General features: G+C 60.0%; 13 protein-coding genes. 9 read left to right on the top strand and 4 right to left on the bottom strand.

Features of this window, described 5'->3' with window-relative positions:
- Positions 1-83: 83 nt before the first annotated feature.
- The gene (locus AC24GY_RS19230; RefSeq protein WP_487686480.1) at positions 84-2,063 is read right to left on the bottom strand and encodes a TonB-dependent receptor; all 1,980 of its coding nucleotides are present in this window, start codon (positions 2,061-2,063) and stop codon (positions 84-86) included.
- Between the two features lie 229 nt (positions 2,064-2,292).
- Between AC24GY_RS19230 and AC24GY_RS19225 the strand changes: the two genes are divergently transcribed.
- From AC24GY_RS19225 to AC24GY_RS19200, 6 genes are all read left to right on the top strand, one after another.
- Positions 2,293-2,934: a response regulator gene (locus tag AC24GY_RS19225; protein ID WP_397384597.1), complete on the top strand. Its 642-nt coding sequence runs from the start codon at positions 2,293-2,295 to the stop codon at positions 2,932-2,934.
- Between the two features lie 127 nt (positions 2,935-3,061).
- A complete protein-coding gene (locus AC24GY_RS19220; RefSeq protein ID WP_487686478.1) occupies positions 3,062-5,344 on the top strand; it encodes a bifunctional SulP family inorganic anion transporter/carbonic anhydrase in 2,283 nt (760 codons plus the stop codon).
- Between the two features lie 19 nt (positions 5,345-5,363).
- The gene (locus AC24GY_RS19215; RefSeq protein ID WP_422321760.1) at positions 5,364-6,674 is read left to right on the top strand and encodes a sensor histidine kinase; all 1,311 of its coding nucleotides are present in this window, start codon (positions 5,364-5,366) and stop codon (positions 6,672-6,674) included.
- Between the two features lie 206 nt (positions 6,675-6,880).
- Positions 6,881-9,808, top strand: a complete 2,928-nt coding sequence (locus AC24GY_RS19210) for a DUF2309 domain-containing protein (protein ID WP_487686476.1) — start codon at positions 6,881-6,883, stop codon at positions 9,806-9,808.
- Between the two features lie 27 nt (positions 9,809-9,835).
- Positions 9,836-11,185 (top strand): proton-conducting transporter transmembrane domain-containing protein, encoded by a 1,350-nt coding sequence (locus AC24GY_RS19205; RefSeq protein WP_487686474.1) that lies wholly within the window; start codon positions 9,836-9,838, stop codon positions 11,183-11,185.
- A 14-nt stretch (positions 11,186-11,199) separates the two neighbouring features.
- On the top strand, positions 11,200-12,591 hold the full coding sequence (locus AC24GY_RS19200) for a proton-conducting transporter transmembrane domain-containing protein (protein WP_487686472.1): 1,392 nt from the start codon (positions 11,200-11,202) through the stop codon (positions 12,589-12,591).
- On the opposite strand, the gene AC24GY_RS19195 is transcribed toward AC24GY_RS19200, so the two are convergent.
- The 3 genes from AC24GY_RS19195 to AC24GY_RS19185 are packed head-to-tail and all read right to left on the bottom strand — an operon-like array spanning position 12,585 to position 13,883.
- Positions 12,585-13,199, bottom strand: a complete 615-nt coding sequence (locus AC24GY_RS19195) for an RNA polymerase sigma factor (protein ID WP_487686470.1) — start codon at positions 13,197-13,199, stop codon at positions 12,585-12,587. The genes AC24GY_RS19200 and AC24GY_RS19195 overlap by 7 nt on opposite strands.
- Positions 13,177-13,614 carry a Spy/CpxP family protein refolding chaperone gene (locus AC24GY_RS19190; RefSeq protein ID WP_487686468.1) on the bottom strand — a complete coding sequence of 146 codons (438 nt, stop codon included), beginning with the start codon at positions 13,612-13,614 and terminating at the stop codon, positions 13,177-13,179. The genes AC24GY_RS19195 and AC24GY_RS19190 overlap by 23 nt, the downstream gene beginning before the upstream one ends.
- 17 nt (positions 13,615-13,631) lie before the next feature.
- A complete protein-coding gene (locus AC24GY_RS19185; RefSeq protein WP_487686466.1) occupies positions 13,632-13,883 on the bottom strand; it encodes a hypothetical protein in 252 nt (83 codons plus the stop codon).
- Positions 13,884-14,089: 206 nt separating this feature from the next.
- Between AC24GY_RS19185 and AC24GY_RS19180 the strand changes: the two genes are divergently transcribed.
- From AC24GY_RS19180 to AC24GY_RS19170, 3 genes are read left to right on the top strand one after another with little or no spacing between them, the layout of a single operon-like run.
- Positions 14,090-15,031, top strand: a complete 942-nt coding sequence (locus AC24GY_RS19180; RefSeq protein WP_487686464.1) for a patatin-like phospholipase family protein — start codon at positions 14,090-14,092, stop codon at positions 15,029-15,031.
- Positions 14,985-16,472: a phenylacetate--CoA ligase family protein gene (locus AC24GY_RS19175; protein ID WP_487686462.1), complete on the top strand. Its 1,488-nt coding sequence runs from the start codon at positions 14,985-14,987 to the stop codon at positions 16,470-16,472. The genes AC24GY_RS19180 and AC24GY_RS19175 overlap by 47 nt, the downstream gene beginning before the upstream one ends.
- A gap of 4 nt (positions 16,473-16,476) precedes the next feature.
- The gene (locus AC24GY_RS19170) at positions 16,477-17,748 is read left to right on the top strand and encodes a thiolase family protein (RefSeq protein WP_487686460.1); all 1,272 of its coding nucleotides are present in this window, start codon (positions 16,477-16,479) and stop codon (positions 17,746-17,748) included.
- Positions 17,749-17,756: the final 8 nt, after the last annotated feature.

The raw sequence follows: 17,756 nt of genomic DNA, 5'->3' as shown, positions 1-17,756 counted from the left end.
GGACCCAAGGTCGTATGCTGTGGAAGCTTTGACAACAGGCCTCGGCCGTTTCTTTGCCTGCTGGGCACCGTGAAAATATCCGCCTAGAAGCGGTAGGTCACCGAGAGGCGAAACATGCGTGGTTCGATGGGATGCACGTGGACGCCGTCCACCGGGGAGGCATCATTTTTAAGCTGGGAGGCATAGTAGTAGGCCACATCGTAGTCGCTGCGGTTGAGCAGATTCAGACAGTCCATGGCGATCTCCCAATTGTTCCTGCGATAGCCGAGGCGTGCATTTACCTGCAGCGATTCGCGCGTTTTGACGTCCACCACCGAATCCAAGGGGCGCGGTGCGAAGTAACGAGCACGCAGCGAGCCGAAGAAGCCCTGCGCGCCGCCGAGGGTGACGCCGCCGTTAAACGTGTAGGGAATGGAGTTGGGGATCTTTTGATTGGAGGGGCTGGTATTGACGAGGTGCGCGTTGGTCAACGTTGCCTCAATGTCGACCATGACCCAATCCTCGGGACGCCAGTAGCTGGAGAGCTCGATGCCCTGGCGCATTGAGGCGGCTCCGGGCTCGGTGGTTCCGGCATCGCCCGTGTAGATCAGTTCCGAATCGCTGTGCAGCATCCAAAAGGAGAGTGTGTTCACTAGCTTGGGAATGGACTCGTTGCGAATTCCGATTTCGGCGCCGTAGGTGCGCACCAGAGGACTGACGCGGTCTGCCGGGAGACCCGTGTTGGGATCGGTGGTGATGTTTACGCCACGTGCATCATTGCTGTGGAAGCCCATGCCGGCGTTCACATAGAACTCTGTCTTGGCCCAGGGACCGAACACCATGCTGAGCTTTGGACTGACGATGCCCTTGGTCAGAGATCCGGCATTCTCCGGGAGATTGCTCTTCTCCACGTTGAATTGAAAGAGGTCGCCGCGCAGGCCGGGGATGATGCGCAGCCAGCGCACGGGCTTGAGCTCTGCCTCTGCGTACATGCCGTAGGTGGACTGGGTGATGTCATCCTGCCGCACGGTGTTCCAGCGCTGACGCTGAGAGGTGTTGTACAAGCCGAGGCCGGTGATGATGTCGGTGCGTAGCTGCATGCCGAGTGTGAAACGCTGCTCCTGGCCCATGGCATCGAAGTGCCAGTCACGCGCGAGTTCGCCGCCGAGAAACCAGCGATGGTCCTTTTGCTCGAACTGGTCGCCCAGAGTGTCGCCACGCGCGAAGCTATCAAGATAGAAGGTGAAATTGGAGAATAGATCGAGGTCGTAAAAGCCCGCGTAAGCATTGGCACGGGTGGTGGTGCGGCCTTCATTGCGCACCCAGTCGAAGGAAAGGCTGTAGCGCTGTGAATTGCCGCCGTCGGTGGGATCGAGGTTTCCATAACGACTGATCAGGCCGCTGTCGACGGCGCGCTGCGGCACCTGATCGGTGGACTTCCATTTGCCGTGATAGCCCATGAAGGTGAGATTAATCTTGTCCGTGGCGTCTTCCCAGTGCCAGCGCAGGAAACCGTTCAAACGGGTGGCGTCTGAGTGCATGTCCCAGGGGCCGTTGTAGTACTGATGCTCCAAGGCCACGGTGAGCTGCCCGGCACCCGCCTGGATCGTATCTGCGACGAGCGTGCGCGAGTAATCATACTCGCCCCAGGTGGTGGAGATGATGCCCTGAGGAAGGGCGTCCAGCAGCTTGAAGCGCGCCGCGCCGGTGGAGCTGAGATCCCCATGCTGCGCGTAGTAGCTGCCCTTCCAGTACTCAAGCTGACCGACCAGTTCCGGGATGATGAAGTTCGTGTCTGCATAGCCCTGGCCGTGCGCGTGGTTGCGGAGGTTCACCGGCATGCCATCAACGTAGATGGCAAAGTCGGTGCCGTGATCGAGGTTGGTCCCGCGCAGGTAGTACTGGTTCGCCTTGCCATCACCGCTGTGCTGGGTGGCGATGAAGCCCGGGATGCTTTCCAACAACTCGCCACGCCGTGAAAAGGGCCGCGCCAGCAGTTCCTTGGCGCTGGTCTGGCCTTTTGAGGCGGAGGTGGCGATGCCGATGAGGCTCTCTGCCTTGCCCTCAATGACGATTTCGGGCATTTCGAGCGTCAATTCTTCAGCCAGTGAGCCACCTCCATCGGGAGCCTCTATCGTTGACTGAGCTTGGCTCAGCAGCGGCATCAAGGCGATGACGAGGCTGATTCTGGATAGGCGGAAGACTGGCATTGGAGGAGGGGTTGCGGCAGTTGGGACGACCAGCTGCAGTGGGTTCCCACAAAATGACCGCAGATTTTGCTCTTTGCCGCTCGTTGGCTATTCTGATCCCCTCATGTCTGCCAAATTAACCCGCATACTTCTTGCCGATGACCACGCCGTGGTCCGCAACGGCTTCCGGATGATCCTCGCTGCGCAGTGGGACATGGAGGTCGTGGGAGAGGCCGCCAATGGACGGGAGGCCGTGGAAAAAGCCATCAATCTCCAGCCGGATGTCGTGGTGCTGGACGTGACGATGCCCGAGCTCAACGGCATCGAGGCGGCGCGGCAGATCACCAAGGCTGTGCCGAAGGCGCGCATCCTGGCGCTCTCCATGCAGAAGGATTCTGTCTATGTTCGTGAAATGCTGCGTGCGGGAGCCAACGGCTATTTGTTGAAGGACAGCAACGAGAGCGATCTTCTTTCGGCTGTGCGAGCCGTCGCCAATGGCAAAGGATTTCTCAGTCCGGAGGTCAGCGACGCGGTGCTGGATGACTATCGCAAGCATGTGACCAACCCGATCGACCTGCTCTCACCACGGGAACGCGAGGTGCTGCAGATGATCTCGGAGAGCAAGACCAACAAGGAAATCGCCTCCGTGCTGAACCTGAGCGTTTATACTGTGGAAGCGCATCGAGGCCGGATCATGGAAAAGCTAAACCTGCACTCGATCGGCGAATTGGTGCGCTTCTCCATTCGCAATGGTTTGATCGACTAAAGGTTTAAGATGGTGAGGTAAAGAATTGAGTAAGTGTTGGAAAACTAAGGCCGTTTTGTTATTGGCTTCGTTTGTAGGGCAGGTTCAGATAAAATCTCCCACCTTTTAGTCACCCCATTCCTCCTGCATGCCTGCCACTTCCTCGACCTCACCTGCCACCATTTTCAAAGATCTCTCCGCTGGCCTCGTCGTCTTTCTCGTGGCACTGCCGCTTTGTCTGGGGGTGGCGCTGGCGTCCAATGCACCGCTCTTTTCGGGTGTCGTGGCAGGGATCATCGGTGGTATTTTGGTCGGAGTTCTCAGCGGATCACAAACAAGTGTCAGCGGACCTGCCGCAGGTTTGACCGCCATTGTGGCGGCACAGATTACCAAGCTGGGGGCTTTTGATGTGTTCCTGCTGGCGGTGATGTTTGCGGGTGTGCTGCAGATCATCCTCGGGGTCTGTCGTGCGGGTTTCATTGCTGCGTTTTTCCCTTCGAGTGTGATCAAGGGCTTGCTGGCCGCCATTGGTGTCATCCTCATCCTCAAACAAATTCCCCACGTCATCGGGCACGACCCCGACCCGGAAGGTGACATGGGTTTCGAGCAGCCCGACCATGAGAACACTTTCACCGAAATTTGGTCCGCTTTGTTTGACATCCAGCCCGGCGCCGCGCTGGTCGGTGTGCTTTCCATCTTGCTGATGGTTTTTTGGGACAAGATCAAGCCTTTGAAAAACAGCGTGGTGCCCGCCCCGCTGATTGTTGTGCTGCTGGGAGTGGGGGTCAGCATGCTGCTGAAGCAGTATGGCAGCGCCGCATGGGTCATCGAAGCCTCGCACCTGGTGCAGGTTCCGGTGGCGAAAGACCTCAGCGCGTTCATGGGCTTCCTGGTGTTTCCGAATTTCTCCGCTCTGGGCAATCCGGCAGTATACGGCGCTGCCATCACCATCGCCATCGTCGCCAGCCTGGAGACGCTGCTCAATCTTGAGGCGGTGGACAAGATTGATCCGCAGCAGCGCAGCAGTCCGCCCAACCGGGAACTGATCGCGCAGGGGATTGGCAATGTTACCGCGGGGTTGATCGGCGGGCTGCCCATGACGAGCGTGATTGTACGCAGCAGTGTGAACATCAATGCCGGCGGCAAAACCAAGCTCTCCGCTGTTTTTCATGGCTTCCTGCTGCTGGGCTGCGTTCTGCTTGTGCCAGATCTGCTGAACCAGATCCCGCTTGCCGCGCTTGGCGCCATTCTGCTCATGACCGGGCTCAAGCTCGCCAGTCCCCGCCTGGTCAAAGAGATGTGGAGTGAAGGAAAGAACCAGTTTCTGCCCTTCATCATCACCGTTGTGGCCATCGTTCTTACAGATCTGCTCATCGGCATCGTCATTGGTCTTGCAGTCAGCATAGGATTCATTTTGCACAGCAACATGCGCCGTCCTCTGCGCAAGTTCATGGAGCAGCACATCACAGGCGACGTCCTGCGCATTGAGCTGGCCAATCAGGTGAGTTTTTTAAGCCGTGGCACGCTCGAGGAAACCCTGCGCAGTGTTCCAAAGGGCGGCCATGTTCTCCTTGATGCGCGCAGCACGGACTACATTGACGCGGACATCCTGAGCCTGATCCACGATTTCCAGCACAAGACCGCCACGGCGCGCGGCATCAAACTCAGCATGGCGGGATTCAAGGACAAATATCCCCAGATCAAAGACCGCATTCAGTTTTTGAATTACAGCAGCCGCGAAGTGCAGAGCAGCCTGACGCCGGAACGTGTGCTGGAAATCTTCAAAGAAGGCAATGAGCGGTTCCGCGAAGGCAGGCATCTCACACGTGACATCGGCCGTTTGGTCGATGCGACTTCCGCCGGTCAGTTCCCCATGGCAGTGGTGCTCAGCTGCATCGACTCGCGCACGCCTGCAGAACTCGTTTTCGACTTGAGCCTGGGGGATGTCTTCAGCGTGCGCATCGCGGGCAACATTGCGCGTGACAAGGTGCTGGGGAGCTTGGAGTACAGCTGTGCCGTGGCGGGTGCGAAGATGATTTTGGTCATGGGGCACACCTCCTGTGGTGCGGTCAATGCCGCCGTGGATCTCATTTGCAGCAATCAAACCGCCGCAGAAGCCACCGGCTGTGTGAATCTCGATTCGCTCGTCATTGAGATTCAAAAGTCGGTCGATCTCAAGTCCTGCAAGCGCGAAGGCGAATGGCTGGCCGGTGAGAAGGCGGCCTACGCCAATGAGGTCTCCCGCCGCAATGTGCTGCGAACCATGCGCAAGCTCACGGAGCGCAGCAGCACTTTGACAGGACTGGTGCAGGCCGGGAAACTGGTCATCGTCGGTGCTATGTACGACATCCAGACCGGCATGGTTACTTTCTTTCAGACCCAGGGCTCCAGCCACTCGTCACTGCCGATACCCATGGTCGAGAGCGTTTAAGTTTCTATCCCTGCCCGTCATGTCGTTCACCTTTCTGCGGATTACTGAACGCTACGTGCTGCGCGTTCTCGCGCTGGGTTTCCTGCTGGTGATGGTGCTGCTGGGAACGGCGGGCCTCATCGCCGTGCGCCAGAGCCAGGGCATCCGGCACGGGGTGGAGCAGATGGCGCGGGACCAGTTCCTCATCGCCCGTTTGCGGCAGGATGTGCAGTCGGAGGAAAACACCATGACCGGAGTACTGCATCAGTTCGCCCAGTTTGAACTGAAGCGCGCCGATCTGGCCAAGTTGCTGCAGGAGCTGGATGAAAGTGATCGCCAGATTTCACGCCTGGGACCGGAAGTGCGATCCCTGGCGGATGCGGAACTATGGGCGGACCTGGACAGGGGGGTCAAAGCTTTCACCCAGGAATCACACCGGCTGCTGGAAAGCCATGAACCGGTGCAGCGGGAAAAGTTGGAGACCCTGTTCCTGCATCACAGCCAGGTCGTCGAGCTGGTCAACAAGCTCATCAAAAGCAGCTCAGAGCATCTCACCAAGACTGAACGTCAGTTGGAGAAGCAGTCGCAGGATCTCAGTGATGACTCCACCCTGCTGCTGGGTTCCAGCACCATCCTGGCCGCGATCTGCGCCATGCTGACCATTGCCTTTGCCCGCAAAAGCATTCAGCGCATCCGCTGGCAGTCCGAGGAGCTCAGCCGTGTGTCCTGGCACATGCTGCAGACCCAGGAACAGGCTGCACGGCGCTTTTCTCATGAACTCCACGACGAACTGGGTCAGTCGCTGGCCGCCGTGCGTTCCAACCTGACCAAGGGCTCCACGCATGATCTGCCCTCTCTGCGCGCCGACTGCCTGCATCTCGTGGATGAATCCATCGCCAACGTGCGTGAGCTCTCCCATCTGCTGCGGCCCGTCATTCTGGATGATTTTGGCCTGGATGCCGGCCTGCGCTGGCTGGCGGAAAAATTCGGCCAGCGCACGCGCCTGAAAGTGGATTACGTTTCTGACTTCACGGGCCGGCTTGCTGATGAAACGGAAACGCACCTCTTTCGCATCGCCCAGGAGGCTTTCACCAATATCGCCCGGCACTCGGAGGCTACGGAAGTGAAGGTCAGCCTGACGCATCGGGATCAAAACATCCTTCTCACCATAGAGGACAATGGCAAAGGCCTGCCCAATCACACTGGCGATATTATTTACAGTCCCAGCCTTGGCATGGTGGGCATGCGTGCACGGGCACGGCAGTCCGGCGGCGAACTGACCGCCAGCAGCGTTTTGCCTCAGGGCCTTCGAATCGAGGTGGTCATTCCGCTGAAGGCACCGGCGGCCTGACAGGGGCCGCCCCTGCCCGGTTTGGGTATGGGAATGGAGTTGCTGGCAGGTGTGAAGGCCATGGATGCAACTGCATGGACCAACCCGGCGCTGAATGATTGGAAACGACTGGCAAAAGCGCCCCCTGTGGTTCGTGGTGAAATAACCCCTTGATTAAGGGATGGCGCAGTCCGCGAGGAGGCTTTTTAATAGACCTTTGATCTTCGATGAGCATCCGCACCCATGCCAGCCCCTGTGGCTGTCACGACTCCTGGCAGGAAACTCAACCGGCAGAGGGGCGTCTTGAGCACCTGCGCCGGGTGGTGGAGCATGCGGCTCATTCGCTGCCTGTACAGGGCCCCCTGGGGGTTTTCGTGCATTACAACACGCTCCGTTCGTTGCAGCACCGGAGGTTTGAAGACGCTGTCATCGAGGGGGGGGATTTGTTCAAGGCCGAGCCTTTTCTTTCGGAAGAGGCTTATCAAACCGAGCGGAGCAGACAGCGCATCCTCGATGAAGATATCGACGCGGTTCTCAGTCGCGAGCCGGATGCGGACATCCTGCCGGGCAGGCTCACGCGGCGTGAGCTGAGGCGCGTGATGCTGGCCCCCGGTATGCGCCGCGTGAATGGCATCAACATTTCCTGGCAGCTGGAGGAGGGCGGCTGGCTGGATGCGTTCCGCAGCGATCTGCCGGAACCCTCCGCCACGGCCTTGCGCAGAGATTCTCCGTCGGCGCTCTGGGACGCATGCATGGCCAGGGTGAAACCTCGGCCAGCACCACCTCCTGCGATGCCGAAACGCCCGCGCGATGTCGTGCTGGCGCAGCACGGCATCGACATGGATGCGCTCATTCATCCTCCTCTCATCCGCCTCACCGGGGCCTATCTGGACCAAGGCATCGCCTATTGGCCCATGCCACACCGTGACAAGGGGCTGCTCCGGGCTGCGCGCAAGATCATGCCGCAGGCGTTTGCCATCTTCCCGGCGCATCTCAGCGGTGTGCGCGCTGAATTTTTGAGGCAGGAGGCTGCCAATTTGGACGCGGGCACCGTCGTGCTGGAGGCGCTCGAACAGCTCGCTCTGCCTCTGGGGCAGTGGGAGGAGTTTGTCACGGAGGAACTGCTCGCGCTGCGCGGCTGGGCGGGCATGATCCGCATGCTGGAGGCGGACGTCACGCTGGCCCCGCATGATCGTGTGCGCTGCTCCCTCATGGAGTTTCTCGCGCTGCGCCTCACCTACACCGTGGCCGCGCTCAAGGATATCTCCGGTGACACGGCCGCATGGCGCACCACCCAGCTGCCTGTCCCGCGCTTTGACCCGCTGACCCACGTGGCGCGTATGTTTGATGTGGTCCAGCTGCTGGGCATCAGCAGCAGTGAGCTCGTGGCTTTCACGGATGAGGACTTGGCGCGGCTGGGGCAGGAGATCCTTGCCTGCCATGAGACCGAACGCCGACGGCTCCTGCATCTGGCCTATGAGCGCAGACATGAGCGGCGTGTGCTCATTCCGCTGGCCAGGCATCGCAGCATGCCGCGCGTTTTTCCAAGCAGCAACCGGCTGGTCGCCCAGGTGGTCTTCTGCATTGATGAGCGTGAAGAGTCAATACGGCGCGCACTGGAAGAGGTCGATCCCAGCATCGAAACCGTTGGGGTCGCGGGCTTTTTTGGCGTGGCCATCAATTATGCCGGCATAGATGACCCGGGCGGTGTCTCATTATGCCCCGTGGTCGTCGATCCGCAGCATTCCGTGCGTGAGGTTCCGGTGGAGGATGATGCGCACCTGCAAAAGCAGCGTCAGGGACTGCGGCGTGCATGGGCCGGCGTGGTGCGCAATGGTTTCATCTCCTCGCGCTCACTGGTGCGCGGCTGGATCAGCACAGCCTGTCTCGGTTTCCTGAGCCTTTTCCCGCTGGCGCTGCGCGTGCTCACCCCGCTGGCCTACGGTCGTTTCATCAAGTGGCTGAACCGCGCCTTCCTGCCGGAGCCCAGGACAGAGTTTGCCTTCATGAGCGATGACGCAGCCTCGCGGGGCGCCACCACCGGGCTCATGAGCGGGTTCACCACCGAGGAGCAGGCGGAGTGTGTTTATGAGGTGCTCGGGCCTGCCGGGCTGCACAAGGGGCATGCGAGACTGGTGGTCATTCTCGGTCATGGTTCCACCAGTTTGAACAACCCCTACGAGTCCGCCTACTGCTGCCAGGCCTGTGGCGGCCATACAGGCGCACCCAACGCACGCCTGTTTGCCCTCATCGCCAATCGCCCGGCCGTGAGGGAAGCCTTGCGGGCCAAAGGGGTGGTCATTCCTGAGGATACCTGGTTTCTGGGCGGTTACCATGACACCTGCAATGAGGATATTCACTTCTTTGACACGGACCTTCTGCCTGAGACCCACCATGGGGACCTGGCGCGTGTGCATCAGTCGCTCGACAAAGCTCGCACGCTCAACGCCCATGAGCGTTCACGTCGGTTTGAGGCGGCTGGCCATGACATCACTCCGGAATCCAGCCTGAGGCATGTGCAGGAGCGTGCGGAGCACATCGGCGAGCCTCGCCCTGAATACGGCCACTGCACCAACGCCGTGACCTTTGTCGGACGGCGTGAGATCACCAAAGGCCTGTTCATGGACCGCCGTGCCTTTCTCGCTTCCTACGACGCCACCAAAGATCCCACCAATGAAGCGCTGGCGCAAGTTGTCGGTGCGGCGCTTCCAGTGTGCTACAACATCAATCTCGATTATTACTTCTCCGCCGTCGATAACGATGTTTACGGCAGCGGCACCAAGCTCCCGCATAACATCAACGGGCTGGTCGGCGTGATGAACGGTTATCAGAGTGATTTGCGCACAGGACTGCCGGCGCAGGCTGTCGAGCTCCATGAGCCGGTGCGCATGCTTTTCATTGTCGAAACCACGCCTGAACGTTTGATGAGCGTCATCAAGGCGGACAGCGAACTCAACGAAATCGTCTGCAACCAGTGGATTCGCCTGGCCACCATGGACCCGGATGACGGGCATGTGGAGGTGTACCGGGACGGTGTTTTTAAGAGGTTTGAAGGCGATGAAGAGCCGCTTCCTGTGGCTTCCAGCTCAATGGCCTGGTATCGCGGCAAAATGGAACACCTCCCCCTGGCCCGCATCGATCCCCGGGCCGCATAATATGCCCGCCAGATTCTCTATGTTTTTATGCCTCTAAAAACCCTCATCCCACTGTTCATCGCCATGCCAGGCATGCTCTTCCTCGCGCTGAGCATCGTCTGGCTGCTGGGCGGCAGTGTGCCGGAGCGTGTCATGGCGTGGATCACCAAAGCGGCTTACTCGCTTCTCGCACTTCTGGCGGTCATCATCGGCTGGCGCATGGGTGCGCAGGGGCTGCATTCCGTGCGCGTGATGCTGGGAGACTGGTTCACCGTGGGGCATTATGGCTATCCTCTGTCCCTGCTGATTGACCGGCTCTCCCTGCCGATGGTGGGCCTGACCGTGGTTCTGGCCGGCATCGTGGGCTTCTTTTCCGTGCGTTACCTGCATCGGGATCCGGGCTTCCACCGCTTTTTCCTGCTGCTGCACCTGTTCACCTTTGGCGCGCTGCTTGTCTTCACAGCGGACTCGCTGGATCTGCTCATCGTCGGCTGGGAAACGGTGGCCATCACCTCGGTATTGCTCGTCGGGTTCTTCCAGTACCGGCCTGAGCCTGTACGCAATGCGCTCTGGGTCTTTACCTCCTACCGTGTGGCGGATTTGTTCATGCTGATGGCCATCTTTCTGGCGCATCACTGGTTCGGCACCACTTCGTGGGAGGGCATGTTCAGCGGTGAATGGCCTGGCTGTCAGAGCCAGATGCAGGGTACCCATGGGACAATCATCGCAGTGCTGCTGGTGATCGCCGCTGGCGGGAAATCCTCTCAGGGACCGTTCTGGGGCTGGCTGCCACGGGCCATGGAGGGGCCCACGCCTTCCAGCGCTGTGTTTTATGGAGCCATCTCCATCCACACCGGGGCCTACCTGCTGCTGCGGATTGAGCCGCTTATTCGCCAGTCATGGATCGCCACCGGGCTCATCATCATCACCGGTCTGGCCACGGCCTTTCTAGGCACGCTCGTCCACCGCACCTGCGCCGACGCCAAGACCTCTCTCGCCTATGCGGCCCAGACGCAGATCGGCCTGATCTTTGTCGAGATCGGCTTCGGCTGGACCACCTTTGCCGTCATCCATCTGGTCAGTCATGCCGTGCTGCGCACGCTGCAGTTTCTGCGCACTCCGTCCATGCTTCGGGACTATCATCGGGTGCATGCCGCCGCTGGCGGCAAGGTCAGCCCCACGGGCAGCCAATACGAATCTCTGCTGCCACCCGCCGTGCAGCTCTGGCTCTACCGCCTGGCGCTCGGCCGTGGATTTTATGACGCAATCGTGGAGCGCTGGATCGTTGCACCCGTCCAGGCCGTCGCACGCTGGCTCGCCGTTTTTGAGCCGCAGCCACCCAAAAAACAGCCGGCGGCAAATGCACCCGCACAAGCGGCTGAAAGCACGGTGTCCTGATTCAAGACAAACTCATGGAGCACCTTTCACTGCCATACATCACCGCCGCCCTGACATCCCTTCTGGGTGGTGTGCTGGCATGTTGGAAGACCGCGCAACCACGACGGACGGCGGTTGTGGCCGCAGTGCTTGCTTTGATCTGCTTTCTGGCCGCCGCGTATGAGTCAGGCACCACAGGGCAGGGGGCGCGGCATGATCCGCTGCTGTCCTGCTTCGTGGCGGACGGGCTGAACGCCCTGCCCATGGCTTTCTATGCTGCGCTGACTCTCTGCGTCGTGGTACTGGCACCCAGGCGCGACGTGACAGCAAGAGCTCCAGGCGGAATGCTGCTGATTTCCCTCGCCATGCAGACGTCTTACGCCGCCGCCAACTGGATTCCCATGGTGGCGGGCTGGTGGCTTTCCTGTGTGCCGTTTGCCCTGGGCATGTTTGGTGCACAGCGTGAGAGCCGTCTCACCAGCGGCATCCGCCTCGCCAGCTGTGTGGCCCTGACTGTAGCTGTGCTGCTGCTGCTGGGCAGTGCGTCGGTCAATGATCTCGCGCATGGCGGGAAACTGGTCTTCGGTCTGCTCATTCTGGCGGTCGTGTTCCGCAAAGGATTGTTTCCCCTGCATGCCGGAGTGGTGCAGGCCTTTGAGCATGGGCCGTTGCTGCCCAAGGCGCTGCTCTTCAACGGCCACCTCGGCGTGGTGTTGGTGGCGCGGACGGAGGCTGCCGCGTTGCCGGAGGCTGCCAGGCATGCCTTTGACGTGCTCAGCATTGCAGCCGTGGCCACGGTGGGCATTGCCAGCCTGCGGGCTTTTGCGGAAAAGAAACCGCGGCGGCTGCTGGCTTACCTGTGCATCAGTCAGGCAAGTTTCATGCTCGCAGGCATCACCACTGCGAATGCCGAAGGCATCACTGGGGCGCTGACGCACTGGCTGGTGGTCGCGGCTGCCTCTACGGGGCTTATCTGCATCGTGCGTGCGCTGGAGGTGCGGGTCAGCAGCAGCGAGGATCCGCTGATGCATCTGGGACTGGCGGCCAAGGCCCCCCGGCTGGCCACATTCTTTCTGATCTGCGGACTGGCACTCGTCGGCCTGCCCGGGACGCTGGGCTACTGCGCTGAGGAGCTCATATTTCACGGCATGCTGCAAAATCACCTGGTGGCCGGCATCGTGCTGCTCGTCGCCACAGTCTTCAATGCGATCAACCTGCTGCGATTGTACAACACCCTGTTTCTGGGTGTGCTTCCAAAGCATGTGATCAACATCCCTGACGCCCTGCCGCGCGAGCGCTGGCCACTGACCGTCTGCATTGTCTTTTTGATATTTGGCGGTCTGCTTCCCAGCACGATCATCGGCTGGCGCGCCGATGCCGCGCAGGTCATTGAAAAAGCCTTGGGTGTGGCCGCAGACGGTCACTGACCCTCTTCGTCCCACCATTTTAACAGCATTTGCCGGGCTCGGTAAATGCGGCCCTCGGTGCCTCGCACTGAACAATTCAGTACTTTGGCGCATTCCTCATGGCTCAGGCCTTCCATGGCGCTGAGCATCAGCGCCGTGCGCAGTTTTTCCGGCAACTGCGCCAGCCCGCGTTCGAGTTTTTGCATCTCGCTCTGCCATTCCGCGCTCGCATCTGGGGCATTCTGCGGACACGGCAGCGGCTGGTCGATGTCGTTGATCGTTGTCGTATTTTCACGCTGTCGTGAGGCGCGCGATTTGGCGCGGTCACGGCACAGGTTCAGCGCGATTTGATACAGCCAGGTCGAGAGCTTGGCCCGTCTTTCAAATTCAGGCAGCGCCTGCCAGGCGCGTACAAAGGCATCCTGGCAGACTTCACGCGCATCCTCCACACAGCGCAGCCAGCGGCAGCAGAAGGTGAAGAGTCGCGCTTCATGCTGCCGGACGATCCATTCAAACGCGGCCATGTCGCCAGCTTGAGCGGCACGCAGGTATAGAGCCTCCGCTGAATCGTCAGCGGAGACTTCGGCCTGCGGTATTAGCAGTGCATCAATCGCGGGTGAGGCTGTCATGGGTCCACTCCAGAAGTTTGGCGGCCTGCGCGGGACGCAGGTAGCGTTTCATGACGAAAAAATGATCGAGCGTGGCTTTTTGCAGCGCCCCTTGAGCCTTGTTCAACCGTTCCAGGGCCGTATTCATCGCGGCTTCGTCCACTTTGGGCTCACGGATGGTCTGGGCCAGCGCCACATCCGCCAGACGAACATCATCCTTCAATTTCAGGCGAAGCTTTTCGAACTCCGCCTCAAGCGGTTCCAGTTTCTCATGCTGTTCGGGCGTGATGTCGAGGTGCTCATGCATCCACGTATGCAGATCTGTGGGTGCATGATCGTGGGCGTGGCTTTCACCATGGCGGTGCAGCGTCCAGTCCGTGACCAGCCATGCGGTTCCGCCAGCCAGGGGCGCGGAGAGGAGAACCGAGATTAGCATCCATTTCACTCGTGAGGTCATTGCGGCTTTCCTGTGCGAAACAGTTCCATGGTGGGTGGTGTGGTATGGGTGGTGTCGCGTGAAGCCAGAGCCCACCCGATCAGGCTCGCAGTCACAATGCCCGTGAGGGCGGCCAGAATCAGCAGCCACTGGACAAACGACCGCCAGCGTCTGGCCCGGCCATCATCAACCCGTACGCGCGCCATGATCGCTTCCTCCAGTGCGCTAGGCACGGCCACCGGGGGGGTGGTTGCGGCATGTTTGAGCATGCGACTTAGATCCGAATTGTTCATGGCATGCGATCTATGCACAAAGATTCGCCATTTTTGAATCAATTTCTCACATCAGGGGTCTAAAACGATAACAACACCCGCAGGTCATGAACACCCAGCTCCAACTTCCCTTCCGGGGATGGAGTCGTGCCGAAGAAAGCTCAAAGCACGGCTCAGGGGGAGGGAAAACGCCCCGAATCGGCTTGGTTCTATCCAGTGGCGGCGCGCGCGGGCTGGCGCACGCCGGCGTCATTCAGGTGCTCGAAGAAGCGGGCATTCCCATCACTGCCATTGCGGGTTGCAGCATGGGTGCTTACGTGGGTTCCCTGTGGGCCGCCGGTCTCAGCGGTGCGCAATTGGAGGAGCGCGCAAAAGAGATCAAAGATCGGCCCACGCTGAAAGCACTCATGGATTTCATCATTCCACCTTCGGAAGGATTGATTCATGGCGAAAAACTGCGCAAGCACCTCGAACGCGATCTGGGTGACAAGACCTTTGCCGATCTCGACAAACCGCTGATCGTCATCGCCACCGATCTTGACCGTCTCACGCCGCACGTCTTCGATTCCGGCAGCGTTTCCCATGCCGTGCATGCCAGTTCGGCCATCCCGGCAGTATGTGCTCCCGTCCGGCTGAACGGACGGCGCTACACTGACGGCGGCGCTTCCGAACCCCTGCCGGTAACTCTGCTCAGGAAACGCTTCAATTTGGATGCCATTATTGCGGTGAACGTCATGCCTGCACCGGACGATTTCGAATCCAAGAGTGACCGTGCTCTTATGACAGACGACAAACCCGCATTCCATGTTTTTTCGCGAATGTTCCGTACGCTTTGGCAGAAGGTCAACCTGCTTGCCTATGGAAACGTGCTGGACACCTTCCGCCGTGCTTTGATGGCGGCGCAGCTGCATCTCATTGCCAAGGAGGAGGCCGCTGCAGATGTCGTCATCCATCCGCATTTTGTCACTTCGACTTGGCATGACTTCGAAAATTTTGGGCAATACCTGCAGGCTGGTCGTGACGCTGCAACCGCCGCGCTGCCTGCCATGCGTGCCCTGCTTCAGATCGAACCCAACCTCAACCAGGAGACAATCAGCCATGAAATTGCTCCATCACACACCAGATTGGAACGCCACGCCGCCTGAGACCTGGCGCGAGTGGCAGCTCACGCAGCTACGAGAGTATTTGAGCCACCGCGTCATACCCTTCAGCGCGTACTACCACCGCGTTTTTGAAGAGCACGACATCCAGCCGCTCGACATCAAATCATTCGAGGACTGGAGCCACGTGCCATTCACTTCAAAGAAGGATCTCGCCAACCCGCGTGATTTTGTGCTGGTTCCGGATGAGGCGGTTCTCCGCCGCGAACCCGGCATGATTTGCACCGCGCTGCTGCATGGTCGTGCTGCCGCGAAGGATCAGGCGGAGGCGGAATTCCGCCCCCTTCTGCTTACCAGCACCACGGGCCGTTCATCTGATCCCGTACCGTTTCTCTACACGAAGCATGACCTGCACAATCTCGACATCAGCGGCAGCCGCTTGATGCTGGCAGGGCGCTCGCAGCGGGATTTCAAGCACATCAATCTCTTCCCTTATGCGCCACATCTGGCCTTCTGGCTGGCTCATCATGCTGGGCTTGGTTTTGGCACCTTCATGTTGAGCACCGGAGGCGGCAAGACCCTTGGCACCGACGGCAACATCAGGCTCATCGACAAAATCCAGCCTGATATCCTCATCGGCATGCCCACCTTCATTTATCATGTGCTGCGTGAGGCCTATGAAACCGGCAGGCAATGGCCCCATTTGAAACGTCTCGTCCTTGGCGGTGAAAAAGTCGCCGATGGCCTGCGTGCCCGCCTGCGCGATCTCGCCACCCAGCTCGGCAGCCCGGATGCGCATGTTATGGCAACCTATGGTTTCACCGAAGCGAAGATGGCCTTCCCGGAATGTGTCGGCCAATCCCACGAAGCCAGCGGCTACCACCTGAGCCCCGATCTTGGAATCGTGGAGCTGATCAATCCAGAAACGGGAGAAGTCGTTCCGGATGGCCAGCCCGGTGAAATCGTCTTCACACCGCTCAATGCGCGTGGCACTGTCGTGCTGCGCTATCGCACCGGTGACATCGCCGAAGGCGGCATGACCTGGGAAAAGTGTCCCAACTGCGGCCGCACCTGCCCGCGCCTGCTGGGCCCCATCTCTCGCGTGAGTGAAGTGCGCGAGCTGCATGTGGACAAGCTGAAGGGCACGCTGGTGAACTTCAACCTGCTTGAGCATCTGCTGGATGATCAAAAAGGCATCGCAGCCTGGCAGATCGAACTGCGCAAGCGCCATGACGACCCTCTGGAAATGGACGAGGTGCATCTGCATCTCACCGCTGAACTCGGCGTGCGCGAATCTGAACTCGAACTCGCCGTGTCCCGCCGCTTTCACGAAGCCACGGAGATCACGCCGAACGGACTCCATTTCCACTCAATGTCCGAACTTCGCGATCAACTCGGCATCGGACGCCTCCTGAAGGAGGAGAAAATTGTCGATCATCGCCCCAAAGCCCAACCCGCCGCAACGCATGTGGCACTCAGCTCCTAACGCCATGAAAACTCCCTCACTTGTCATAGTTGCTGCTGTGCGCACGCCATTCTCGCGCGCCGGAACCGATCTCGCGCATCTCGATGCGGTTGAGCTTGGTCGTCACGCCGTCGCAGCGCTGCTCACCCGCACTGGCATTGATCCGATGCTGGTGGATGAAACCATCCTCGGCTGTGTCGGCCAGCCACCGGAAGCGATGAACATCGCCCGCGTCATCGCGCTGCGCGCAGGATTGCCGGAATCAAAGCCCGCCATGACCGTGCATCGCAACTGCGCCTCTGGCCTGGAGGCGCTCACCCTCGCGCACGCAAAGATGTGCGCAGGGCAGGGTGAGGTCTTCGTCGTCGGTGGCACGGAAAGCATGAGCAACATGCCGTTCTATTTCTCACGGCCTGCCGTTGAAAAATTCACCGCGATGAGCCGCGCGCGGGATTTCACCGGTCGTGCAAAAGCCGCGCTGCATTTCCGCCCGTCTGACTTTGCTCCCGTCATCGGTCTTAAACTCGGCCTGACGGACCCCGTGTCGAGCTTGAACATGGGGCAGACTGCAGAGGTTCTCTCGCGTGAGTTTGGCATCACTCGCGATATGCAGGACGCCTTTGCCATGCGCAGCCATCTGTGCGCCACGCGGGCAAATCACCTGCTCAATCAGGAAATTGCGCCCGTGTTCGGTCACAACGTTGTCGCGACGGACAACGGCATCCGGGCCGACTCCAGCCTCGAAAAACTGGGCAAGCTCAAGCCGCTCTTCGACACGGTCACCGGCACCGTGACTGCAGGCAACTCCAGCCAGATCACCGATGGTGCGGTGGCCTTGCTCGTCGCCACTGAAGAAGCCGCTGCGGCACACAATTGGAAGCCACTGGGACGCCTTGTCAGCTATGCAGCCACGGGCTGTGATCCTGCACGCATGGGGCTGGGCCCGGTGCGTGCGCTGGATGCCGCACTTCATCGCAGCGGCTGGAAACTGGATGAAGCCGACGTCTTTGAAATCAACGAAGCCTTCGCCGCCCAGGTGCTCGCGGTCATGAAATGCCTTGCCGATCCCGCCAGCGCCCGCCGCGCCGGATTGGAATCACCGCTGGGTGAAATCGATCCCGCGAAGATCAATGCCTGCGGCGGAGCCATCGCCCTGGGCCATCCCGTCGGAGCCACCGGTGCGCGCCTCGTTCAGACGGCGCTCAATCAACTGCATGCCAGCGACGGCAAACGCGCCGTGATCAGCCTTTGCGTGGGAGGGGGGCAGGGGATGGCGGCCTGCCTCGAAGCACTATGAATTTAAAA

It is taken from the genome of Prosthecobacter sp. Pr1 (assembly GCF_057652315.1).
Note: the sequence above shows the minus strand (reverse complement) of the source record. Positions and strands in the feature narration are given on the sequence as shown.